19 protein-coding genes and 1 pseudogene are annotated in these 23,702 nt (G+C 48.9%); 7 read left to right on the forward strand and 13 right to left on the reverse strand.

Annotated features, from left to right (window positions below; all coding sequences use genetic code 11):
- Positions 1-3: 3 nt before the first annotated feature.
- Positions 4-820 (reverse strand): annotated as a pseudogene (gene lpxA / locus HRE53_RS23880) (acyl-ACP--UDP-N-acetylglucosamine O-acyltransferase).
- Positions 821-915: 95 nt separating this feature from the next.
- Between lpxA and HRE53_RS23885 the strand changes: the two are divergent.
- Entirely contained in the window at positions 916-2,454 is a 1,539-nt protein-coding gene (locus HRE53_RS23885; RefSeq protein WP_212665572.1) for a hypothetical protein, read from the forward strand.
- Here the strand turns inward: HRE53_RS23885 and fabZ are convergent.
- The 7 genes from fabZ to HRE53_RS23920 all read right to left on the reverse strand — a co-directional run bounded on the left by fabZ (position 2,451) and on the right by HRE53_RS23920 (position 8,540).
- Positions 2,451-2,921, reverse strand: a complete 471-nt coding sequence (fabZ, locus tag HRE53_RS23890; RefSeq protein ID WP_212665573.1) for a 3-hydroxyacyl-ACP dehydratase FabZ — start codon at positions 2,919-2,921, stop codon at positions 2,451-2,453. The two genes, HRE53_RS23885 and fabZ, sit on opposite strands and share 4 nt — an antisense overlap.
- Positions 2,922-2,953: 32 nt before the next feature.
- The gene (gene lpxC, locus HRE53_RS23895; protein ID WP_315876656.1) at positions 2,954-3,781 is read right to left on the reverse strand and encodes a UDP-3-O-acyl-N-acetylglucosamine deacetylase; all 828 of its coding nucleotides are present in this window, start codon (positions 3,779-3,781) and stop codon (positions 2,954-2,956) included.
- Positions 3,782-3,853: 72 nt separating this feature from the next.
- The gene (locus HRE53_RS23900) at positions 3,854-5,593 is read right to left on the reverse strand and encodes a BamA/TamA family outer membrane protein (RefSeq protein WP_235108227.1); all 1,740 of its coding nucleotides are present in this window, start codon (positions 5,591-5,593) and stop codon (positions 3,854-3,856) included.
- An 88-nt stretch (positions 5,594-5,681) separates the two neighbouring features.
- Positions 5,682-6,356 carry a hypothetical protein gene (locus HRE53_RS23905; protein ID WP_235108228.1) on the reverse strand — a complete coding sequence of 225 codons (675 nt, stop codon included), beginning with the start codon at positions 6,354-6,356 and terminating at the stop codon, positions 5,682-5,684.
- Positions 6,357-6,441: 85 nt separating this feature from the next.
- Positions 6,442-7,179, reverse strand: coding sequence for a phosphoribosylaminoimidazolesuccinocarboxamide synthase (gene purC, locus HRE53_RS23910; RefSeq protein WP_212665574.1), 738 nt, complete (start codon positions 7,177-7,179; stop codon positions 6,442-6,444).
- A 110-nt stretch (positions 7,180-7,289) separates the two neighbouring features.
- Positions 7,290-7,700: a DUF1824 family protein gene (locus HRE53_RS23915; RefSeq protein WP_212665575.1), complete on the reverse strand. Its 411-nt coding sequence runs from the start codon at positions 7,698-7,700 to the stop codon at positions 7,290-7,292.
- 24 nt (positions 7,701-7,724) lie between these two features.
- Positions 7,725-8,540 (reverse strand): inositol monophosphatase family protein, encoded by an 816-nt coding sequence (locus tag HRE53_RS23920; RefSeq protein ID WP_212665576.1) that lies wholly within the window; start codon positions 8,538-8,540, stop codon positions 7,725-7,727.
- A 201-nt stretch (positions 8,541-8,741) separates the two neighbouring features.
- Here HRE53_RS23920 and HRE53_RS23925 point away from each other — a divergent pair, with 201 nt between their 5' ends.
- The gene (locus tag HRE53_RS23925) at positions 8,742-9,791 is read left to right on the forward strand and encodes a WG repeat-containing protein (protein WP_212665577.1); all 1,050 of its coding nucleotides are present in this window, start codon (positions 8,742-8,744) and stop codon (positions 9,789-9,791) included.
- 28 nt (positions 9,792-9,819) lie between these two features.
- On the opposite strand, the gene HRE53_RS23930 is transcribed toward HRE53_RS23925, so the two are convergent.
- The 4 genes from HRE53_RS23930 to HRE53_RS23945 form a co-directional block, all read right to left on the reverse strand.
- On the reverse strand, positions 9,820-11,616 hold the full coding sequence (locus HRE53_RS23930) for an SLC13 family permease (protein ID WP_212665578.1): 1,797 nt from the start codon (positions 11,614-11,616) through the stop codon (positions 9,820-9,822).
- A gap of 218 nt (positions 11,617-11,834) precedes the next feature.
- Entirely contained in the window at positions 11,835-12,233 is a 399-nt protein-coding gene (gene arsC, locus HRE53_RS23935) for an arsenate reductase, glutathione/glutaredoxin type (protein ID WP_235108229.1), read from the reverse strand.
- A 19-nt stretch (positions 12,234-12,252) separates the two neighbouring features.
- The gene (gene arsB / locus HRE53_RS23940) at positions 12,253-13,404 is read right to left on the reverse strand and encodes an ACR3 family arsenite efflux transporter (RefSeq protein ID WP_235108230.1); all 1,152 of its coding nucleotides are present in this window, start codon (positions 13,402-13,404) and stop codon (positions 12,253-12,255) included.
- A gap of 58 nt (positions 13,405-13,462) precedes the next feature.
- A complete protein-coding gene (locus HRE53_RS23945; protein WP_235108231.1) occupies positions 13,463-13,882 on the reverse strand; it encodes a heavy metal-responsive transcriptional regulator in 420 nt (139 codons plus the stop codon).
- Between the two features lie 401 nt (positions 13,883-14,283).
- On the opposite strand from HRE53_RS23945, the gene glyS reads away from it, so the two are divergent.
- Together glyS and HRE53_RS23955 are read left to right on the forward strand one after the other, a co-directional pair.
- Positions 14,284-16,422 (forward strand): glycine--tRNA ligase subunit beta, encoded by a 2,139-nt coding sequence (gene glyS, locus HRE53_RS23950; RefSeq protein ID WP_235108232.1) that lies wholly within the window; start codon positions 14,284-14,286, stop codon positions 16,420-16,422.
- A gap of 32 nt (positions 16,423-16,454) precedes the next feature.
- A complete protein-coding gene (locus tag HRE53_RS23955; RefSeq protein WP_235108233.1) occupies positions 16,455-17,711 on the forward strand; it encodes a pitrilysin family protein in 1,257 nt (418 codons plus the stop codon).
- 15 nt (positions 17,712-17,726) lie between these two features.
- On the opposite strand, the gene HRE53_RS23960 is transcribed toward HRE53_RS23955, so the two are convergent.
- Positions 17,727-18,830, reverse strand: a complete 1,104-nt coding sequence (locus HRE53_RS23960) for a lipopolysaccharide assembly protein LapB (protein ID WP_235108234.1) — start codon at positions 18,828-18,830, stop codon at positions 17,727-17,729.
- Positions 18,831-19,076: 246 nt separating this feature from the next.
- Here HRE53_RS23960 and HRE53_RS23965 point away from each other — a divergent pair, with 246 nt between their 5' ends.
- The 3 genes from HRE53_RS23965 to HRE53_RS23975 all read left to right on the forward strand — a co-directional run bounded on the left by HRE53_RS23965 (position 19,077) and on the right by HRE53_RS23975 (position 23,696).
- Positions 19,077-21,095 carry an elongation factor G gene (locus tag HRE53_RS23965; RefSeq protein WP_235108235.1) on the forward strand — a complete coding sequence of 673 codons (2,019 nt, stop codon included), beginning with the start codon at positions 19,077-19,079 and terminating at the stop codon, positions 21,093-21,095.
- Positions 21,096-21,497: 402 nt separating this feature from the next.
- A complete protein-coding gene (gene murI, locus HRE53_RS23970) occupies positions 21,498-22,400 on the forward strand; it encodes a glutamate racemase (protein ID WP_396133404.1) in 903 nt (300 codons plus the stop codon).
- Between the two features lie 201 nt (positions 22,401-22,601).
- Positions 22,602-23,696 (forward strand): peptidylprolyl isomerase, encoded by a 1,095-nt coding sequence (locus HRE53_RS23975; RefSeq protein WP_235108236.1) that lies wholly within the window; start codon positions 22,602-22,604, stop codon positions 23,694-23,696.
- Positions 23,697-23,702 lie beyond the last annotated feature (6 nt).

Consider the following 23,702-nt stretch of genomic DNA (forward strand, 5'->3'; position numbering starts at 1 on the left):
TAATTAGGTAGAGGCCCAGTGTTGGCGACCAGGGGTCAAGCCACGTCTGTTCTGGGCTGCCCGCATAAACTGGCATAAATGTTGAACCAAAGGATGCTCAGATAAGTCCTCGACTTGGGCCAAGGCTTTGTCTAGGTGAAGATTAGACCGATACAGATACCGAAAGGCTTGCTTGAGGATGGGCCGCATCTCCCCTTGCAATAAGTCATAGACCCCATGACGCTGTAACCCCACTTGGTTTAAGGCCCGGACATGGGCCGGATTTCCCTCTACTAGCATCAAGGGGGGGGACATCACGGATAATCCGACTCATGCCGCCAATCATCGCCAGCTGCCCGATATGAACAAACTGATGAATCCCTAGAACGCCACTAATGTTGGCTTGGGATTCCACCTGGACATGGCCACTCAGGGCGACAGAATTGGCAATTACCACCCGATCAGCAATGTGGCAGTTATGGCCGATATGGACATTTGCCATTAATAAATTATCGCTGCCAATGGTGGTGAACTGCTGGTCTCCACTGGCTCGATGGATGGTGACATATTCCCGTATCTGGTTGCGATCGCAAATCTTGACACCGCTTTGTTCCCCTCGGAAATTGCGATCTTGAGGTTCCATGCCCATCACCACTCCCGGAAAAATATGATTATCGGCCCCAATTTCAGTCCAGCCTTCAATTACAGCATGGTGCCCCACCTTTGTTCGGGGGCCGAGTTTTACCTGTTCACCAATGACTGCATAAGCACCAATTTGAACAGTTTTATGCAAAGCTGCATGGGGATGAATCACAGCTGTGGGGTGAATCAAGTCGGCCATGAAGGGTCAGCGTTTTACAATGACTATCTGAGGGTAGCATTTTAGATAAACGGCCAAAACTCCTCGGCTTCCGATTGTATTGAGTGTGGAAATTAATGCGGAACAGTTTTTTTGACGATTCTTTAGACAAAGCCTCTATCAAACAACGCATCCGTGAACTCGAGAAAGCCACCGTTGGATTTTATAGTATTGGTCTTTATCCGGGCTCTCTGGCTTACAATGCCGTGATGCAAGCAGGGGGTACCCCTTTAATTTTGGCCCCTCGACCGGGGCGAGATCTGATGGGGGCCTTCTCCGAAGAAGCTAAAGGGGGAATGGACCCCGACCATGTCGTCAATTTGCACCGCATGGCTCGCCATAATGAGGGCCATGCTAGCGTTACCAACACCTTAGAGTACCTAATTGAGAACTGCGACTTGGTGGTTCTCAGTGCTAACAGTAATTACATCGAACAGGATTTAGAGGAAGCCTGCGCCCTGCGCCATAAATTGGGCCGTACCAATGTCGTTTTAGCTTGTTTGGCAGGTTCTTTTAGCCATGATAAGGCCAGCAATGCGGCCTATGTTCTCTGCGAAAAAAATCCTAATCTGGCCTTCTTCTCTGGATTTCACCGAGATGGAGCTTTAAGAGACCCTGTAGATAGCTTTACCGCTAATTTTTGCCATCCTAATGCCCTAACAGCGTTGATTGGGGCCTTTATGCTGGATGGCATTTCCCTCAATATCCAAGTCTCCCCTGGCGTGCATAATGTCGAAGCTCAATATATTAAGGCGGCCAAAAACATGGCCTCGATCTTTGCTGGGTTTGGTTACGAGTTTCACTGGGAAAATACGGGTATTTTACCGACCCTGCTCACTCTCCTCTTAGATCAATGCTTAGATCAAGCGGCAACGGTCTCCATGTCTCGGCGTGATCGACAAAAACTGTACACTCACCAGCCCATTGATCTAACAGAACTGGGCTACGGCGTGCCCATGATTGAAGCGACCCTCAATCAAGGGGGAGATAAGGAAAAGGTTCGCGATCATACCTTTTCCCAATTAACGGCCATGGTGGCAGATGTGCGGGGCAGCATGACCAGCCCCACCACAGGGAAACCGACCCGCAACTTCCGAGCTGGACAAGTTTTAGCAAAATCCATGAAAGAACATGGACGATGCCCATTGAATATCGAAGAATTTGAACAGTGGTGTGAAGATGCAGGCCTCAATAAAGGGGGATTAGAGGGAGTAAAAGCTCTGCGCTATTGGCCCCAAATCACGACTAAATATAAGATTCAAGTCCATGATGCTTCGATGATTAATCTCCTGCATATGGTCATTTGTGGGGATGGCAAGGAACAGGAATTTGCGTTCCAAGTCATGACCAAAAGTCGAGAGCTGTCCAATTATTGCCAAGAATCGGTTCGGCCCCTCTATAGCCGTAAATATGCAGGTATTCTCAATCGTCTGGATAAACCTGAATCCTTAGAGCAGCTTGCCAATGCCATCATTGCGGATAATGCCAGGAAAGCCCTGGAATTTGAAGAGCCTGATCTAGAAGAAATTACGACTCAAGCCGATGATCCGGCCTATTTACAGGCCATGGATAGCATTGAACAAAACGTTGATACCGCTGAGGTTCAAGAGGATTAGTCCACCATCGCAAACATCAACTCTCCCGAACAGGCCAGTTTGCCATCCACTTCAGCCTTGGTGGACATCATGGCAAACCGTTTGCGCTTCAAAGACAGAAATTCAGCCGTGATCACTAGCTGATCTCCAGGAACCACAGAGCGGCGGATCCGGACTTTATCGATACCCGTGAACACAAATAATTTGCCAGAGGGAACATCGGGAAGTTGAGCGAGGACAATTCCGCCTACCTGAGCCATAGCTTCCACAATCAATACCCCTGGCATCAGGGGGCGACCGGGGAAATGGCCTTGAAAGAACTCTTCATTCATTGTCACGTTTTTGATGCCCACCGCCCGCTCAGATTCTTTGTAGTCGATAATGCGGTCCACTAGCAGAAAGGGATAGCGATGGGGCAGCAGCTCTTGAATCTCCTCAATCATGAAGGTGGTTTTGGGATCGGTAGAGCCATCAGAGGGATTTGACATAATAAGCAATCACTATTCAACAAAAGATGCAGTTAGCCGAGTAAGGCTTGCTGAAGGCGTTTGGCAAAGCGAATGTGGAGCGAGTGACTGGCTTTATATGCAACGTAATGGGCGGGGGGTAAATACCCTAATAAACTTAAATCGCCCATTAAATCCAGCAGTTTGTGGCGAACCGGCTCGTTTGCAAATCGCAACGGCGGATTCAGCCATTCGTCCTGACGACAAACCAAAGCATTTTCTAGACTACCACCTTTGATGAACCCCATAGCTTGCAGGGATTCTACATCCTTTGCTCGGCCAAAGGTGCGGGCGGGGGCAATGTCAGAGATAAACTCTTTAGGGCTAAATCGGCACCACTGGCTACCGATGGCGGGTTCAGGGAAATCAATGCCGTAGCTGAACGAAAGGTGGGGCTCTGGTAGAGCCATGACCAAGGCTTCTTCGTTTCCTTGTACCAAGACTGGATGGTGAAGTATGGGTATAGTGCGAGGCTCTGGCTGTACCTGATATCCCACCTTCAGAATGGCATCAGTCCACATCTGGGCGGATCCATCTAGGATCGGCACTTCTGGCCCATCTAGTTCAATGCGGGCATTATCAATGCCCATCCCTGCTAAGGCCGCCAGCAGATGCTCCACCGTTGAGATAGTGGTATTTGCCTGTCTTAAAAGGGTACAGAACTGGGTTTGGTGAACGAATGAGAGATGGGCCGGAATGTCTGGCCCATCTTGATGCCAAAAATATCGCCCTTGATCAGGAGGTGCTGGATGCACGGTGATAATGGCAGCAACCCCCGTATGTAAGCCAATGCCTGTAAGGGTAAAGCTGTGGTTTAGGGTGTGCTGATGCGGAGATGCGATCGCATCCTCAAAACACCTAAACCCTTCAGCCTTACTGACATTCACGCCCACACCCAGACCCACAAGGGAGCCTTAGAATCGCTGACCAAAACCAAAGTGGAATTGATTGTCCCCATCATCGTTAATCCCGTAATCCAGACGCACTGGACCGATGGGAGTTTTGACGCGAACCCCAATCCCGTAGCCAAAGCCAACCCCTGGCTTACCGCGAACAATACCAGGGCGGCCAGGAACATTACTTTGAGTGCCCAGGTTACTGCCCACATCAAAGAAGAGGACGGCTCCCACACCTCCCAAGAAATTAATCAAGGGAAAACGATATTCAGCCGTGGCCTGCATAAAGCTGCGACCACTGCCCAAATCTCCTTCACCGTAGCCCCGAACAGAGGAGCTGCCGCCTAAAGAGAACGCTTCATAGGGTGGTAGGTCGCCCAAAATGGTTCCCGCTTGGACATTAAAGGCCAAGGCTTGGGGACCTTCGGTAAAGTTCGTGAGTTTAAGGGGGACAAAATAGCTGAAACTACCTCGGAGTCGAGTCAACAGAATGCTGCCAGAGCCAATGGGAGCCGACTGTTCTAAACCAAATCGGAGGGCATATCCCTTGGTAGGGTCAGATGGATCATCCCGTAAATCACGGCCAATGCCGAGCTGTACCGTGAATAGATCGTCATTGCCTGTACCACTAAAACTTAAGGCATTACCCAATTCATCCACCGGAGAAATCGAGAAGTCACTGTCGCGAATTGAAATTCGCTGGTATCGAAAACCAACCGAGCCAGTCCAGGCTTGTCTGAGATTATCTAAATCGGTCGTGAAGGGTCGGTTGAATACACCACTAATTCCCAAGCGGTTCACCCTAGGGGTATCGCCATTGGGGAGATCTACTTCAATTGGACCTTCATCAAACACGAGGGGCAGGGTGAGTCGATTGAAAATGTTGATGCTGTAGGACGAATGGTGCTTATCTCCGGCAATCCAAGGATCCGTAAACCCGGCATCAAATAAGAATTCTCGGGTGCCTGCCTGGGCCTGGACGCTCAGGGTTTGGTTATTGCCCCCTAAATTGCTTTGAGTAAAGGAGCCGGTACCAAAGAAACCACTTCGAGAGCTAAAACCAGCACCAGCCGAGAAGCTGGCCGTGCTTCGTTCCTGTACATTTAGGTTCACCACTACTTTTCGTGGATCTTGACCCGGTTCAAGGGCCACTTTGACATCTTCAAAGAGTCCCAACCCAAATATTCGCTGCAGGTCGGTTTGTAGCTTGTTTCGATTCAAGGGCAAACCTGGTCCGGTGCGCATTTCTCGGGTAATGATAAATTTCCGAGTCTTGCCTTTTGTGGGTTCTCCATCTTCGTTGATGTAGCGAACGTCAATATCTTCTACGACCCCTTCAGCCACCTGGAGAGTGACGGTGCCATCGGGATCGACTTGGGGAACGCCAACGACCTGACCGAGGACGAAACCTTCATCTTGATAATATTTATTGACCCGGGTGACTCCTGCTTGGAGGTCTCGAAGGTTGAGGATTTTGCCGTATTGAGGTTTGAAAATCTCATCCACTTTCTCTTGGGTGAGGACCTGATTGCCAGCCGCTTGCACCGACTGCAGAGTGGGGTTGGGCTGGACAAAGAAGGTGACTCTGACTCCTAGAGGAGTATCACTGGGTTCCGCTTTGACGTTACTGAAAAAGCCGGTGCCAAAAATGGCATTAATGTCGGATTGAATTTGCGATCGTGTCGTGGTTTGTCCCGGTCGCGTACTAATGGCTTCATAGGCATTAATCGCTAAATCACCATCTACCCCTTCAACCAAGACCTCTGAGACTAAAACCTCTGGTTCAGGGGCTGCTGGCGGTTCGGCTGTTTCGGTTGGGGGGTTGAGGGGGGGGTGCCTGGAGACTCTACAGAATTTTCTGGGGATTGAGTGGGAGCCTGGGTTTCACCAGGATTGCCACTGGGAATATCACCCCCCAGGAACTGGAAGTCCAGGAGCTGGGGCTACTGGGGATGACTCTGTAGGGGGTGACATCATCAGCAGACGGTGTTTCTGTCGGCACATCTCCAGGTGCGCCTGTATCTGGGGCAGCTTCATCTGTTGCAGGCACATCTCCAGGTGCGCCTGTATCTGGAGCAGCTTCATCCGTTGCAGGCAACTCTCCGGGGACTGCAGGAGTGGCTTCTTCAGCTGCAGGGGCGTCTCCTGGTCCTACAGGAGCGATGTCTTCGGCTGTGGGGGGCTCTCCAGGGGCACCGGTATTTGGGGTAGCCTCATCTGGGGCAGACTCTACTTGTTCTTCCGGTGTAGAAGGTGCCTCAATCGCTGGGGTGGCAGGCTGATCCGGCAGGGTAAAAACCGGGGCAGTTTGACTGGGAGTCGCATCTGTTGGCAGTTGCCCGATGGGTTGCGGTGGGGCAAAAGGTGAAGAGAGCCTGAGCTGTTCTTGGAGGCTATTGCTTTCGGAAGAGGACTGGTCTTTGGCTTGCGCTGGCGCAACCCCCAGTAGGACCGCCGTGATCACGGTTGCACCGAGAATCGGTGGAAGACTGAGAATCTTGATCGATGGAGATTGAGTCACTTCACACACCACATGCAACTGAACAACAATGAACGCTGGGAATCCTTAAAAAAATCCAAAACAGGGAGTATTCTATCGCACCATGCTAGGGAACGTATATGTCCTGAGCTAGAACCCGCTCCATGACCCGAGCATAGGCTGTGTCCACTTCTCCTAAATCCCGTCGGAAGCGATCTTTATCCATGACCCGTCGATTGGGGTCCGACTCAGCATCGTCCCAGAGTCGACAGGTATCGGGACTAATTTCATCCGCTAGCAACAGCTGTTGGTCCGACGTTATCCCAAATTCCAATTTGAAATCCACCAGGGTAATGCCGCATTGGTGGAAGAAATTAATTAGGATTTGGTTGATTTGTAGGGCCAGTTGGCGCAGTTGCTCCAGCTGCTCTGGCGTTGCCAGTTCCAGTAGCAAAATGCGATCGCGGGTCAGTAACGGATCCCCCAAGGCATCATCTTTATAATAAAAATCGACTAACGGCTGTGACAAGGGAACACCTAACTCTAGTCCTGTCTGTTGACAGAGACTCCCGGCCGCAATGTTCCGCACTACCACTTCTAAGGGCACAATTTGTACCGCTCGCATGCGCATCTGGTCTGGGTTGGGCTGATCGATGAAGTGGGTCGCAACCCCTGTCGCCTCCAGGACCTTAAAGAGGTGAGTCGCAATGGCACAATTGATGCGGCCCTTGTTGGTAATAGTGCCGCGCTTCTGAGCATTAAAGGCAGTCGCATCATCCTTATACTGGGCTAAAAGGATATCTGGATCGTCTGTCCGATAAATAATTTTGGCTTTCCCTTCGTAGAGAACCTCGCCAGTAGACATCACAGTCTCCTTTATTCAGGGATTGGGGGCAATATAGAGATGAGCTGCAAAAATTCTATGAGATTCGGGTCAAAGTCAACGCTTTGGGAGTGACACTTTCTGAAGATGGATCAAGCCTCAGAGAATAAATCCAGCGGGAAATGACCATAGGTCTGATTGATGATTTCTTCTGACTCAGACTGAAAAGAGATTAGCACCCCACGATGATTCCCCACATAATCATCGGTATAGCAGCTGCCTAAGTTGGGGTTGAACTTCAGATAAGTGGGCCCGGTAATGGGCTGCCAACTCGTCGGCATCTCATAGCTAAAGGCTTGAGTATAGGCCGTTAAGGCAGCAATGGCTTGATCGCAGGTTTCTGCCAAGATGCCGAACATTTGGTAGTCAGTGACCTGGGCTAAGGCCAATAACGCAGTCTGGGTCTGTTCTCGCTCCTCAGTAGTGGAAATAGGTGGAGGGTCTAGGGTTGCAAATTTGGCGAGAGTTGCTTGAGATTGTTGAACGGTTGGGGAAGGAGGCATCGCGATACTTTTACTAAAAGGAAATTATGACGTTGTTTGAGGCTGGCCAATGGAAGTAACAAGGGGGACAAATTGTTCTACCCACTGGGCCTGACTGAGGGCCAAGGTAGGATAGGCAACCTGGCTATAATTTTGCCCAACGGTTAACGGAAAAATAGGGTCAGGTGCTAAGGAGAGCCATGCCCCTCCAGCGGCTTGGATAATGGGCCAAACTCCAGCAATATCCCAAATCTTGGGGGTTGCTTCTACTGCGCCAATCGTCACACCTTGAGCAACGATTAGCAGGTTGTAACTTGCAGACCCCAGCATGCGAAGTTTGCAGGGGAATGGTTTTTTTAACACTGAAAGACTCCGGGCACAGAGACTGAAACATTGATCTCCAGAAGGTTTATCTGGACGGGTTTGGATGGGTATTTGATTGCAAAAGGCCCCGTCTTTTTGCTCTGGAGCAGACCAAAACCCATGAAAGGTTTGCCCTAAGGGGGGGAAGTGAACACAGCCAAACACTGGAACCCCTTGATAAAGCAATCCTAGGGAGGTGCCCCAAATGGGGACACCGCGAGAAAAATTAGTGGTGCCATCAATCGGATCAATCACCCAACACCAGTCGTTGCCAGGGAAAATATGTTCTGCTTCTTCGCTCAATACCCCATGTTCTGGGAAAGCAGTCGCAATGGCCTGACGCAAATAGTGATCGGCCCATTGGTCTGACTGCGTGACTAAGCTGCCATCGGACTTAGACGTCGCTTGAACTTTCCCATATTCAGTGAGTAAGCGTTCCCCAACTTGTTGTGTAACGGTGTGGGCAAAAGTGACAATAGAAGTCCAGAATGTTTGCATCAATCTTCCATATGGGATGTTGACCTCTACCGTACCTTGTTTATGAAGGATAATCGAGCAACTATTTATCTCCGTTAGACGTCAAAATTTCTAAATACTGGATGACTGTATAAAAACGAGTTGATTTGCAGTGTCCAAGAGTGATTTAGTTCTTTGTCTAGAACGTTCACTGCCATTATTGGGTTTCTTCTCCATTACACTATGACTTATCTTTTTCGTAGCTTATCGATTGTTGGTTTGGGATGTGCGATAGCCGGTGGCTGCCTTTCGAGCATCGCCAATCGACCGCTGCTTTCCCTGCCTGCCCTAGCCCAAGCCGCTTCTCCCCCCAGCCAATCTCAATCGGCTCAGGGCAATCCCCTCTTTCAGATTCGCCAGAATGACAAGCTGGGTTTTATCAATCGCTCAGGCAAAATTGTGGTGTCACCTCAGTATGACGATAGCCATGCTTTCTCAGAGGGGTTAGCAGTGGCTCAACTTGGCGAAAAATATGGCTATGTCAACCCTCGGGGGCAATGGGTGATTAAGCCCCAATTTGAGCTGGCAGAAGATTTTTCTGAAGGCTTAGCTGCTGCCATGATCAATGATCAGCTGGGCTATATTAATGCTTCGGGTCAATGGGTGATCAAGCCCCAATTCTTTTTGGTAGGACCGTTTTCAGAAGGAATGGCACGGGTCTTGATTGGTAAAAAGTATGGCTTTATTAACCGTCAAGGAAAAGTGGTGGTTCCGGCACAATATAATCTAGCCCACGATTTTTCCAATGGCCTCGCCAAGGTCCAGCTTAGAGGCCGGGTAGGGTTTATCAATAAATCAGGACAAACCGTTATTGCTCCCCAGTTTTATGAAGCCTCGCCGTTTCAAGAGGGGCTGGCAGCGGTGGAAACGAATCAAAAATGGCGCTATATCCAACCGAACGGCCAATTTGCCCATGTGGCCCAATTTGATCGAGCCTGGGCATTTAGCGAGGGCTTAGGACTGGTTCGTATGGGCCTCAAATATGGCTTTATCAGTAAAACTGGGAAAATCGTGATTGCCCCTAAGTTTGATCGGGCTGGCTCTTTTTCTGAAGGCAAGGCCTGGGTCACGGTTGGTAACAAGCAGGGCTATATCAACAAGACGGGTGCGTTTGTGATTTCACCTCGCTTTGATGAGGCCAGCAACTTCAAGCAAGGATTAGCTCTGATTAAGACAGGGGGCAAAGCAGGATATGTGAATCCATCGGGCCAAATCGTTTGGCAAAGTCCTTGAATGCCCAGGAGGGGATTTAAATCCTGTCTTAGGAAAGAGGCTCTAAGCCATATAGCAAAATGATGAGTGGTGGGGTGATCAGTGCCATTAATAGACTCAAGGGGCCACCCACCCGCATAAAATCTAGAAAGCGATAGCCCCCCGTTCCGTAAACCATCGTGTTGGTTTGATAGCCAATCGGGGTCATAAAGCTGTTCGAGGCCGCAAAGGTCACGACAAACATAAAGGCAAAGGGGTTATAGCCAAGTTCCTGGGCAACTTGGACGGCCACTGGCAACAGCAAAATAACAGTGGCGTTGTTGGAGAGAATCTCAGTCAGTAGTGCCGTTAGAACAAAAAACAGGGTGAGTAGCCAATAGCCTGATAATTGTCCCCCAACTGAAATAAGTTGATCGGCTATCAGTTGGGTCGCACCAGACTTCTTCATGGCAATCCCTAAGGGAAATAAGCCCGCGAGCAAAAACACCACATCCCAACGGACGGCTCGATAGAGCTCTCCGGGTTTTAGACAGCCCGTCAAGACCATTAGCATGACTCCGGCCAAGGCAGTTACGGCAATGGAGAATTGTTTGGTGCCAGCGACGCCTACGACCAGGAGACCAATTGCGATCGCAATCCATGCTTTGTCCCGTCGGAGATTTTCAACATCTCGCTGTTCCATCACCAACAACTCTTTGCTGGTCTGTAAACCCACCAAACTTTGCTTGGGGCCTTGCACCAATAGCAAGTCACCAAATCGGAGTCGTACTTTTCCTAAACGATCTCGTACTAACTCTTGTCCCCGCCGAATTGCTAACACCGTGCAGTTGTAGCGTTGGCGGAATCGCAAATCTTTAAGCGTTGAACCAACTAGGTTAGAATCCGCCAGTACCATGGCTTCAGCTGCCCCTTCCTCAGCACTGATATCAGCTTGCCAGGATTTTTGACCAAATTGCACATCTGGCAGAATTTCTAAGCCTTGGCCATCCCGAATTTTCAGTAAATCTTCTCGGCCCCCACGAACCAGCAAAATATCTCCAGCTGACAGGGTTTTATCGGCAAGGGGTTGAGGGAAATGGTTGTCATCATGGATCAGTTCCAAAATGTCAACGTCATATATCCGCTGAATCAGACTGGAACGAACGGTTTGCCCCACCAAATTTGACTGAGGGGTAACCACGACCTCACTGACATAGTCCTTCAACCCATACCCTTGACTCAAGCTGGAAGAGGTCTTCCGATTCGGTAGCAACCGATGGCCAATGGTGGCCATGTAAATCAGGCCCGCCGTAAATGTACATAAACTCAGGGCCGTAAATTGAAAAATATCAAAAGAACCTAAGCCTAGATCTGACGATAAGCCGCTTGCCAAAACGCTCGTAGAGGTGCCCAGAACCGTAATCATGCCACCCAAAATCGTGATGTAGGACAGCGGAATCATTAATTTGGACACTGGAATGCGGCGTTGGCGACTCCAATCTTCGACGACGGGTAGAAAAACGGAGACAATCGCGACGTTATTGATAATGGCGGTAAAAGGGCCAATGACAGCACCCATGATCAGCATGTGTTTTGCGGGTCGTTTGCCCCCCCATTTGAGCAAAAACTCGCTGGCCATTTGAATGGCCCCAGTCCGCGCAATCCCCGAACTGAGAATAAACATAGCCATCACCGTGATCGTGGCGGGATTGCTAAATCCAGATAATCCTTCTGTTGTGTTTACGAGTCCCAGCAACATTAGAACGACCATGACGCAGATTGCCGTCAGATCAGGGGGTAACCATTCAAAAACAAAACAGAGGAATGTTAGTCCTGTCACCAAAAAGGTCTGAAGAATTGGCTCCATAGAGGGACAGTCACTCCAAAAATCGCCGTAGTTCGCTGTTTGCCATTGAACTCAACTCTTGAACTAGACCATTCTTAAGTTAGGTTCGCAGATGTTGAGTCAGGTGAGATTATCACATACTCATTAGGATAGCTAGTACTGCGTAGGATACCAGTCAGAACATCAGATGACTAGACAACTATTTCTTAGTTCTAATGGGATAGGAATATGGATAGTTCTCAAAGGCTGACTGTCTCTACCAAACCTTGGACATGTCGTTTAACCTGATCACGGATAATACGGAAGACTTCAATCGATTGTCCAGCCGGATCTTTTAGCTGCCAATCCGCAAATATCGGTCGAGTCACCCAGGCTTCCGGTAGATTAACCCCACAACCGCATAAAGAAATGACGGCCTCAAAGTCTGGGGGCTCAAATTCAGCTAAGGCATTGGAGGTGTGATTGCTAATGTCGACTCCCACCTCTTGCATCACTTGAATGGTAAGAGGATCGACCTGGCTGGCTTCTAAGCCAGCACTCGCTACTGCAATCTTGTTACCCGCGATTGACCTTGCAAATCCTTCAGCCATATGGGAGCGACGAGAATTATGCTTACAAACAAACATGATACGTTTCATCTTTTCTTCCATGAGTGGATTAAGCTAAAGGGCGAGAACAACGTGGATCTAAAAGCGTGGCCTTTTCAGGATCTCTAGGGAACCAAAAAGCAGTTCGTTTACAGACTTCAATTAGTGCCAGCATAAGCGGAACTTCAATCAGAACTCCGACCACTGTAGCGAGAGCAGCTCCCGAGTTCAGGCCAAACAGCATGACCGCAGTTGCAATTGCTACTTCAAAGTGGTTACTGGCTCCAATCAGAGCGGCAGGTGCTGCGTCTTCATAGGTCAACCCCAGCTTTTGAGCTATGACATAGGTCATTAAAAAGATAAAGTTCGTCTGTAGAAACAGAGGAACTGCAATCAACACAATATGCAAGGGGTTGTTAACGATTAACTCCCCTTTCAGGGCAAACAGTAGCACCAAGGTGACCAGTAGAGCGATGACGGCCATGGGGCTGAGCCACTTCAGGAAAACTTGCTCAAACCACTGTCTACCGCGATGCTTCAGAATCCAGTATCGGGAACTCATGCCGGCGATTAACGGCAGCCCCACATAGATCAAGACCGACAAAACGATGGTCTGCCAGGGCACGATTAAATCGTTAGCGGCTAATAGCCAGCGCCCCAATGGGGCATAAAGAAATAGCATTGCTAGAGAATTCACAGCTACCATGACCAGGGTATGTCCTTGATTGCTGTAAGACAGGTATCCCCACATCAGCACCATGGCTGTGCAGGGCGCAATCCCCAACAAAATAGCACCGGCAATATAAGAATCTGCCAAAGACACTTCACTACCACGAATGACTTCAGTCCCTTGCAACAGAGGCGTAAATACCTGTCCTAAAAAGAACTGAGCTAAAACCACCATCGTGAAGGGTTTGATCAGCCAATTGACGCCTAGGGTTAGTAGCACAGGCTTTGGGGTGCGAGCTGCACGACGAGCTTGGCTGAAATCTATCTTGACCATGATGGGATACATCATGAAAAAAAGACAAACCGCAATGGGGATAGAGATTTGGTGGAAACTGGCTGCATCCAGACCGACTGCGATGCCAGGCGCAATCCGCCCCAAGAGAATGCCCACACCAATACAAAGACCCACCCACAGGGTGAGATAGCGTTCAAAGACATTAAGCTGTCCCCCTGCCTGGACTGGAGGGGTGAGTCGAGTTTTTTGAGTTGTCATAATTTGATGAGGTTGACGAGAACCCGCTGAATCAGAAAATACTTGAAATAAGAAAGTTCTAGCTTGTGCCTATAGATATTTCGTTTTCTTTAAAAACGCCACAATCTGTATGAATTTGCTGTTGGCTGAGTTGCTCTTTACATCGATGGATAAGCGGTAGTAATTCTGCTTTTAGTTCTTGGAGCTGAATGATTTTGATTTCGATCTGTTCAAGCTTTTTGAGTAGTCGTTCATGAATTTCACCGCAAGTTAAGGTATTCCCGGCTTGTAGTACCAAGATCTCTTTAATCTCGTCTAGGGTTAGCCCTAACGTTTTTGCTCGCTCTATAAGAGATAAACGGGCCAAATCTTGATCATTGAAGACTCGATATCCTGAGTCATTTCTCTCTGGCGCAGGAATGAGGCCAATCCGCTCATAGTAATAGAGGGTCTGAGGATTAAGGCCAAAGGTGCGAGCAACATCGCTAACACGGTTCATGATGGCGATAGGGATTTACACTGGTTGCATCATAAACCTTATACCTAGCTATAAGGTCAAGGAGCATATGCTTCCTGACTGTTGTCGCTAAGTCTTCAAACCTCTACAAATCAGGGGTCTTTAGTCCAAGGAGTGAAAGCATGATGTTGCTGAAAGCGGAGTTAATCTTGAAACCCTTATTCCCTCCTAGATGACTGTCAGTTAAACAACTTTATTGCGATTGAATGGGCAAGCAAGAACCCTGATGAAAAAGCTGCGAGTCTTCTGCTAAAGGGGGGGGAAGAGATAACGGCAAAAGTCAGCTCTCCAAACCTCTTCCCATTTTGCCGTAGTCCCACGATAGACTGTGTAAGCAAACCTTTGGTCTGCATGAATTAGGCAATATTCCAGTGGGGTCGGTGATGGCGACGTTTTTATTAGAAGTGGGTACAGAAGAGTTGCCCGCAAGTTTTGTAGAATCGGCGATTCAGCAATGGCGATCGCAAATTCCTAACAGTCTAAAAGAACATCTCCTGACCCCAAAATCCCTCAAGGTTTATGGTACGCCCAGACGACTCGCCATATTGGCTGAAGGCTTGCCAGGACAGCAGCCTGACCAAACTGAAGAGGTCAAAGGTCCTCCTGCCAAAGCCGCGTTTAAGGACGGCCAACCGACCAAAGCCGCCGAAGGATTTGCCCGTAAACAAGGGGTTGGTATTGCTGATTTTGAATTGCGCGATACGGAGAAAGGTGAGTTTATCTTTATCCAGAAAACGACCCTGGGTAAGCCTGCGGTTGAAGTTTTAGCTGCCCTGATTCCAGATTGGATTTTTGGCCTAGACGGTAAGCGGTTTATGCGTTGGAGCGATGGAGAAGTTAAATTCTCCCGGCCGATTCGATGGTTGGTATCGCTGTTGGACGATCATCTTATACCTATTAAATTGGAGAATTCAACAGGTACGATAACTAGCGATCGCATTTCTAGTGGTCATCGGGTGCTCCACCCTGAACCGGTGACGATCAAGCATCCCCAAGACTATGTTGCCACCTTAGAAAAGGCTTCTGTACAGGTGGATCCAGGCCAGCGCCAAACTTTAATTCAAGAGCAGATTCACGCCTGTGCCCAGTCCGTTAAAGGCAAAGCCGTCATTTCCGAAGATCTGCTGACGGAAGTGACCTATTTAGTGGAATGGCCTACCGCCGTAGTGGGGGGCTTTGAGTCAGAATTTCTGGAGCTGCCTTCCGAGGTAATTACGACAGAAATGGTGAGCCATCAGCGCTATTTCCCCGTTGAGGCTAGTAAAGAAGCTAAGCTTTTGCCTCACTTCATCACGATTTCCAACGGCGATCCAGCAAAGTCAAAAATTATTTCATTTGGGAATGAACGGGTGATTCGGGCTCGATTAGCCGATGGTCAGTTTTTCTATAAGGCCGATCAGGCAATGTCTCTTGCTGATTATTTACCGAAGCTAGAAACGGTTACCTTCCAGAAAGATTTAGGATCTGTACGGGCCAAGGTGGATCGTATTCAGGCTAACGCCCAACGCATTGCCCAGCAGCTCAAGCTCGATAAAAAAGCGACTCAACAGGTGGAGCGGGCAGCCCTGCTTTGTAAAGCAGATTTGGTGACCCAAATGGTGGGTGAGTTTCCTGAATTGCAGGGAGTGATGGGGGAGAAATATGCGATCGCAAGTGGTGAATCCACCGAAATTGCCACTGCTATCGTTGAACATTACCTACCCAAAGGGGCCAACGATCAGCTCCCACAGACTCTTGTAGGGCAGATTGTCGGTATTGCCGATCGATTGGATACCCTAGTCAGTATTTTTGGCCTAGGGATGATTCCCACCGGGTCGTCCGATCCATTTGCTTTGCGCCGGGCAGCCAATGCCATTCTCAATATCGTTTGGGCTGCCAATCTAGATCTCAACCTAGATCAACTACTCACAGAAACCATCACTGCCTTTACCAAGACCTTTGCTAAATTCCAGCCCGATGTCCAAAAGCTTCATGACTTTTTTGGGCAACGACTACGCAGTTTGCTTCAGGATGAGCAGAACATTGACTACGACTTAGTCAATGCAGTCTTAGGCGAAAATGGTGAGCATACCCAGCGGGTGCTGGTGGATGTGCTAGATGGCCGCGATCGCGCTCAATTTCTGCAGACCATCCGCACCGATGGCACGTTAAACACGATTTATGAAACCGTCAACCGAGCTGCTCGACTGGCGACGAAAGGCGATTTGCCAACCGATGTGCTGGATCCGAAAGACCTTGTGAATCCGAAGCTGTTTGAACAGTCATCCGAACAGGCTTTTTATGATGGCTTACTCAAGCTCTTACCTCAAACTGAGGCAGCCCAAGCTTCTCGAAACTATCAACAGCTTGTCCAGGGCTTAGCAGAAATTGCGCCTGCAGTGAGCCAATTTTTTGATGGCGACGATAGTGTTTTAGTTATGGCAGAAGATGCTGATTTGCGCACTAACCGCTTGAACTTACTGGGATTATTGCGCAATCACGCCCTCGTGCTAGGTGACTTCGGAGCCATCGTCAAAAGCTAGAATGGAGGGGATCTATCGGCCCCCTTGCCTATATGGCAGCTCCCCCTTTACTGAATCCCACCTGCCACCGTACCCCTGAAGGGTTAACGATTATTGCAGAGCATCTACCCGTGGATGCGGTCAACTTTAGCCTTTGGGTGAATGCTGGCTCGGCGGTGGAAGCTGATGCCATCAATGGTATGGCTCATTTCTTAGAGCATATGGTGTTTAAGGGGACAGAGCGGCTCCCAGAAGGTGCGTTTGAACGCCAAGTGGAGGCCCGAGGCGGCGTTACCAATGCCGTCACGAGTCAGGACTACACCTGCTTTTACGTCACTGTTGCTCCTCGGGATTTTAATGCGATCGCACCGTTGCAAATTGATCTGGCCCTCAATGCCCGTCTAGATGCCGAGAGCTTTGAGCGAGAACGGCTGGTGGTGCTGGAGGAAATTCGCCGTTCTGACGATAATGTTCGCCGTCGACTATTTCGGCAAGCCATGACCTTGGGATATGCCCAATTACCTTATCGGCGACCTGTTCTGGGTCCTGCTGAGGTAATCCAATCCCTTGCTCCCAAGCAAATGTATGACCATCATCGGTCTTGGTATCATCCTGAAAATCTAACCGCTGTTGTGGTGGGTAATCTGCCCGTGGAGCAGATGATCGAAACCGTTGCTCAAGAATTTTCCACACCCTCTAGTCCTCCTCCCTCGGCCCCAGTCCAGGCCATCGAGCCGCCTTTTGTTGACATCACTCGTCAAACAGTCGTTGACCCTAAACTGACCCAGGCTCGCTTAGTGTTGCTATGGCGGGTACCCGGAATTCAACAGCTCTCTCAAACCTATGCCTTAGATGTCCTAGCCAAAATTTTAGGAGGTGGACGAAACGCTCGCTTAGTTAAATCCCTACGAGAAGAGAAGCAGTGGGTTGAGCGCATCTCTGTCAGTAACCTCACCCAGGTATGGCAAGGGTTATTTTGGATCTCCGCCCAGGTGCCGCCAGAGAATTTGGAGCGGGTAGAAGCGGAAATTATCCGTCATTTACAGCAGCTCCAAGATGAACCGTTGCCCGCATCAGAGTTAGAACGACGACAACGGCAAATGGTGAACCAGCATTTATTTGGTACTGAAAGCCCGTCTAGTCGAGCCGGTCTGTATGGATACCACCATGCGATCGCCCATAACCTAGAAGCTGGCCTGCAGTATCCACAGTATATTCAGCAACTGACCCTAGCTGATCTGCAACAGGCTGCTCAGACTTACCTCTCCACCACGGCTTATCGGGTATTAACAGTACTGCCAGAGGCTTAATCCCTCAGACCGTCCTTAACTGACCGATAACTGTTTTAACAAGGCATCCACTTTCTTAACCCCATCAGCTTGGCGCTGAAGTTGGTACAGCTGACGGGCTTTGCGTAATTCAGGAATGGCTTCCCGATGGCGGTTCCGGGCAATGAGTGCTTTCGCTAATTTATAAAAGGCGCTGGGATTACGCTTTTCTAGCTTAGCTGCCTGACGAAAGGCAACCACAGCCCCTAAGGCATCCCCCTTTTGCATCAATACATCCCCCAGACCTTCATGGGCAGCCCCTAAATTCTTGTCATGCTGCAACGCCTGTTTATAGGCCGCTAAGGCTCGCTCGTTGTTTCCCTGGCTCTGCAACAGCTGTCCTGTCCGCAAATGGACCTTGGGGTTTCTTGGATCTAATTTGACTGCTTTATCTAGGGCTGCTAATCCTTCTTTCGTTTTGCCTTGAGCGGCATAGGCCAAAGCCAGATTCATCTGAATTTCGCCATTCTTGGGAGACAAAGTGGCGGCTTTTTTCAAATTAGTAGCGGCAGGCTCCACCTGATTCCTTTTCAAGTGAATCAGCCCAATCGAGTTGTAGGCTCCGCCATTCTTGGGGTTAATCTCGATCACTTTTTGGAAGTTTTGGAACGCTTCGTCATATTTCTGTTGGCGACTGTAAATGACGGCCAGGCCTTCATAGGCCCGTACATTTTTGGGTTCCAGTTCGATGACTTTTTGATAGGCCGCCGCAGCTTGGTCATTCTGGCCTAAGTTGCCCAAGCTATATCCCAAGGCATAGTGAAAATTGGCATTCTTGCCATCGAGGGCGATCGCTTTTTTGTAGGCTTCGACGGATCGGGCAAAATCCTTTCTTTGGGCCTGAATATAGCCAATCGCTGAAAATATGCGCGGATTTTTGGTGTCTAAGAGAGTCGCTTGCCGATAGGCCTGCAAGGCCATATCTAAATCATTGGCCTCTACTAACTCTTTACCTTTCTTAAATAGCTGAAAGAGTTGGCGATCCTTATTCACCTGGGCCACTGGTTTAGCATGGACAGGGCTGTTTACCTGTTCAGGAACGATGACTCCAACCCCCAGAATCAACAAAATACTGGTGCTTAGTAAGCGAATGCTTAACATTCATCTCTCCTGATTACAAAAACGTCAACATACTTCACGGTTGTTAACCCTGCCTTAAAAGAAGTGGCACTTTTACCAAAACAGACTGAATCCTGAGTTACACCAGAGGTACGTCTCAAGTCTCTGCAGTCTACGAGCAGGAACTCCTTCATTCATGAGACTGAGATTTACCCCTTCTAGTTTCAATTTTCATTATTTTGCTTGCTGCGATTGATCGCAGCGATATCGTCTATCAATGAGGTAACTATGAATAGTTTCCGAAATATTGCCCTGGTGGGTCCCTATTCCAGTGGCAAAACAACGCTCCTCGAAAGTTTACTCCATGTCACGGAGGTCACCACCCGAAAAGGGTCCATAAAAGAAGGCAACACCGTGGGGGATGCAAGCGCTGAAGCCCGGGAACGCCAAATGAGTACAGAAGTAACGGCTGCCAGTTTTGAACATGGCGGCCTTTCTTTTACTTTTTTAGACTGCCCAGGTTCTGTCGAGTTATTGCAAGAAACCCTAAACTGTCTGGTTGGGGTTGATGCTGCTGTAGTGGTGTGTGAGCCTGAACCCGAGAAAGTCCTCACCCTGGCTCCCTTATTTCAAACCCTGGATGAATGGGAAATTCCCCATCTGGTGTTTATCAATAAAATGGATCGTGCCAACGCTCCATTTAGCGAAGTCTTAGATGCTCTCAAGCAAGTCTCCAGCCGTCCTCTGGTCCTTCATCAATACCCCATTGGCCAAAACGAGGACCTTCAGGGATTTATTGATCTCGTTTCTGAACAAGCTTTCCATTACCATCCCGACTCCCCTGCGGACCCGATACCTTTACCTGCAGAACTGGCGGATCAGGAAAAAGCGGCCCATACAGAAATGTTGGAAGCGTTAGCTGATTTTGATGATCATCTTTTAGAAGAACTCTTAGAAGATATTGAGCCACCCCAATCCGAAGTCTTACAAGATCTGAAAACAGAACTTGGGGCCGATTTAATTGTGCCGGTCTTTATAGGGGTCGCTGAGGCAGGATTTGGGATTCGTCCCCTACTAGACGCCCTTGAGAAGGAAGCACCCGATGCGAATGACACGGCTCAATCTCGTGAACTAGAACCCAGCTCAGATCGTCTGGTTGCCCAGGTATTGAAAAACTATTTCTCTCCTCAGGGCGGCAAACTATCCCTAGTGCGAGTGTGGCAAGGGACCCTGACCGAGGGGATGACCTTAAACCAAGTGCGAGTCGGTGGCATCTACCGTTTATTGGGACAACAGCAACAGAGTCTCACCCAAGCAAAGGCGGGAGACATTGTGGCCTTGAGCCGCTTAGATGGGGCCAAAACTGGGGATACCCTTGTTGTTGTTAATGGAGTTGCTCCTCCAGATTTACCGACGGCTCAGCAGCTTGAGCCCGTCTATTCTCTAGCGATTTCCCCCAGAGATCGCAAAGATGAAGTCAAACTCAGCGGTGCCATTAGTAAGCTCTTGGAAGAAGACCCCAGTTTGAGTTGGGAGCATCGGGACACCACCCACGAAATTGTGCTGTGGGGGCAAGGGGATATCCACCTGCAAATTGCCACGGATCGGCTACAACGTAAACATAAGTTACCCATCAAAACCCATACCCCCCATGTCCCCTACATGGAAAGTATTCGCAAGTCAGCCTCTAGTCATGGCCGCTATAAGCACCAAACCGGTGGACATGGTCAATATGGAGATGTGCAGTTAGATATCAAACCCAAAGCTAGGGGAGAAGGTTTTAGCTTTAAGGACACGATTGTGGGAGGGGTGGTCCCTCGGCAATATATCCCAGGTGTGGAGATGGGCGTCCGTGAATTCCTTCAGCATGGTGTGTTGGGTTTCCCCATCGTCGATATTGATGTCACCCTCACCGATGGCTCCTATCACTCGGTGGATAGCTCAGAACAGGCCTTTAAGCAGGCGGCACGGATTGCCATGCAGTCTGGACTTCCCAATTGCCAACCCGTACTCTTGGAACCTATTGAACGAGTGACCCTATCCACTCCGACAGAATTCACGTCCAAGGTCCTACGCTTAATCAGTAATCATCGTGGTCAGGTCTTAGGCTATGAAGGCAAGGCCGATTGGGAAAGCTGGGATGAAATCTCGGCTTATTTGCCGATGGCAGAGATGCAAAGCTTGATTATTGAGTTGAGATCCCTCACCCAGGGGGTTGGCTTCTTTAATTGGCGAGACGATCATTTGGAAGAAGTGCCCGACAAAGTAGCCGAACGGGTTTTGGCAAGAGTCGAAACAGAAGTCTAACGTTACCCAAGTCTTTCTCCGAATTTTTGTGATGCGGTCTGTTGGTATCAACCGCATCACTTTTTTTGATGAATACCCTCAGATTTACAAACAAATTTTTCCCAAATATTGATAAATTATGAAGTTCTTTTGCCTATCCTAAGATAGGCTGCATATTCTCTATACAAAGCGGGCATGTTAAACCTGCAACCAGTGAGAAGTGCTTAGAATCACAGCCCCCTATCTGTTTTGGGTCACAGTCAACATTAATGAGCGAAGATTATATTTTCTTATAAAGGGAATAAAATTACTCAAGCTCAAGGGATATTGTCGAGTGCCTCTAGGCAAAAATGCATATTCTAAGCAATAATGCGTAGTCAAGTGTGTGTGTGTTGTTTGTGTTTGTGAGGAGTTACAGTCGTTGTGCGGAAAAGAAGCGAAGGCGATCTCGATGGTATCCCCAGCTACGTTCGAAGAACTACAAGTGCTTATTCCCCCCAGCAATTACCTATAGGTGTCTTTGATAGCGGTGTGGGTGGTTTAACGGTTCTGAAGGAATTGCAGCAGCAGCTTCCTCAGGAGTCTTTTCTCTATTTTGGGGATACGGCGAATGTCCCCTATGGAACACGCTCTCAATCCGAAATTCTCGGATTTGTCCGCCAAATTTTGCGTTGGATGACATCTCAACCCATCAAGATGGCAATTATGGCCTGCAATACTAGCTCAGCATTAGCCTTAGATGAAGTGCGTGCTGAGTTTGATATTCCTATCTTAGGTATTATCCTGCCAGGGGCACGAGCAGCCGTTAAACAAGGGAAACGTATCGGCGTGATTGCAACGCCTGCCACAGTGGCGAGTAAAAGTTATCCGCAAGCGATTCAAGAGGTCAATGCCACTGCCCAGGTTTTCCAAGAGGCCTGCCCAGAATTTGTCCCTCTCATTGAACACAACCGCATTCGCGAACCTGAAACCCTCCACATTGTCCACCAACACTTAAAGCCACTTCTGCAACAAGGAATCGACACTCTTGTCTACGGATGTACCCATTACCCTCATTTGTCTGGTGTGATTCGACAAATTTTGCCACCCCACGTCAAAACCGTTGACCCGGCTGTGTATATCACTACCGCTGCAAAACAAGAGCTAAAGCTTCTCCAATTGCAGAACGGAAACCCCTCTCCAACGACTCGGTTCTTTGTCAGTGGTTGTCCCGAACAGTTTGCTGAGTTATCCTACCAATGGCTAGGGTTTCTGCCAGTCGTTGAGAAGGTTGTCTTGCCTGAACTCGCCTCACCACAATCTGTTGAGGCTGTTGAGCAGATTTAAATCTACCAGATCAAGATTGCTGTCCTTAATGCAAGGCAGAGGTTCGCGAACACGTCATGGTTGCTATTGTTGATTCGTCTCAACAGTGGTTGATTAGTTTGACTAGGTTTATTAGGGATTGTTGGTACAGAACAACAGTTCTAGCCTCGTGGGGTGGCTCACGATCGAGCTGGCTTGATTTAAGTTGCAATTTTAGGATCTATGTATAGTCTTCATTCTTGGTTGAAAAGAACAGCCCTGCTGCTGCTCACCCTCGCTTTTTCCTTTGGTCTATCAGGGCCAGTCTGGTCCGCCCCGCTTTTGTCGCTATCTGTTTTACCAACGGCAAATGCTGTGAAAGATGGCAATAGCATTCTGCGTTTTGCCCTACCCATTGATGAACCCTATATTCGGGATATTCAAAATGCTGTAGAGGGAACGACGCCCCAAATTCGCGGCAAACGATGGCCTGAAATTCGCAAAGGACTGGGCAAAGCGAAAAGAACCCTCGATTTTCACCGCTCCGATATTTTGGCGGCGGTTGTGACTGATCAACAAGAGGTTGCAGCCGAGCAGTTAGATCTAATTGGTCAAGCGTTACTAGAATTAGAAGATGCTGTCGCGAACAAGGACATTGACCAGTTCAACGCCATTCGTAAACCTCTGGCGGATCGAGTGGGCATTATCGAAGAAGCGATGCTCACAGAGTTTCCCTTTGAGGTGCCTGAAGAATATCAAAATCTGCCTCAATTGAAAGGTCGAGCCACGATTGCTGTCACTACCAGTAAAGGTGAGATGACGATGGTGGTAGATGGCTATAGTGCTCCAGTGACAGCAGGGAACTTTGTCGATCTCGTTCAGCGCAAATTTTACGATGGTCTAGAGTTCACGCGGGCTGAAGAGTCTTATGTGGTGCAAACGGGCGATCCAGATGGTCCTGATGCAGGTTTCATCGATCCTAGTACTGGAGAATACCGGGCTATTCCTCTAGAAATCATGGTTAAGGGCGATTCTGAGCCGATTTATGGTTCTACTTTGGAAGAGCTGGGAATCTATCTAGATGAGCCAGTATTGACTTTCTCTTCCTACGGCACTATGGCAATGGCTCGGCCAGGCGATGATGCTAACGGCGGTTCTTCCCAGTTCTTTTTCTTGCTTTTTGAACCAGAACTAACGCCTGCTGGCTCAAATCTATTGGATGGTCGTTATGCGGTCTTTGGATACGTGGTGGAAGGCCAAGATGTGCTCGGTATGATTAAGCCCGGCGACGTGATTGAGTCTGCTCGGGTGATTAAAGGGGCTGAGAATCTAGTCTAATTTCAA

Origin of the sequence: Acaryochloris sp. 'Moss Beach' (assembly GCF_021497025.1) — a bacterium.
In the GTDB taxonomy this organism is placed as follows: Bacteria; Cyanobacteriota; Cyanobacteriia; order Thermosynechococcales; family Thermosynechococcaceae; genus Acaryochloris; species Acaryochloris marina_A.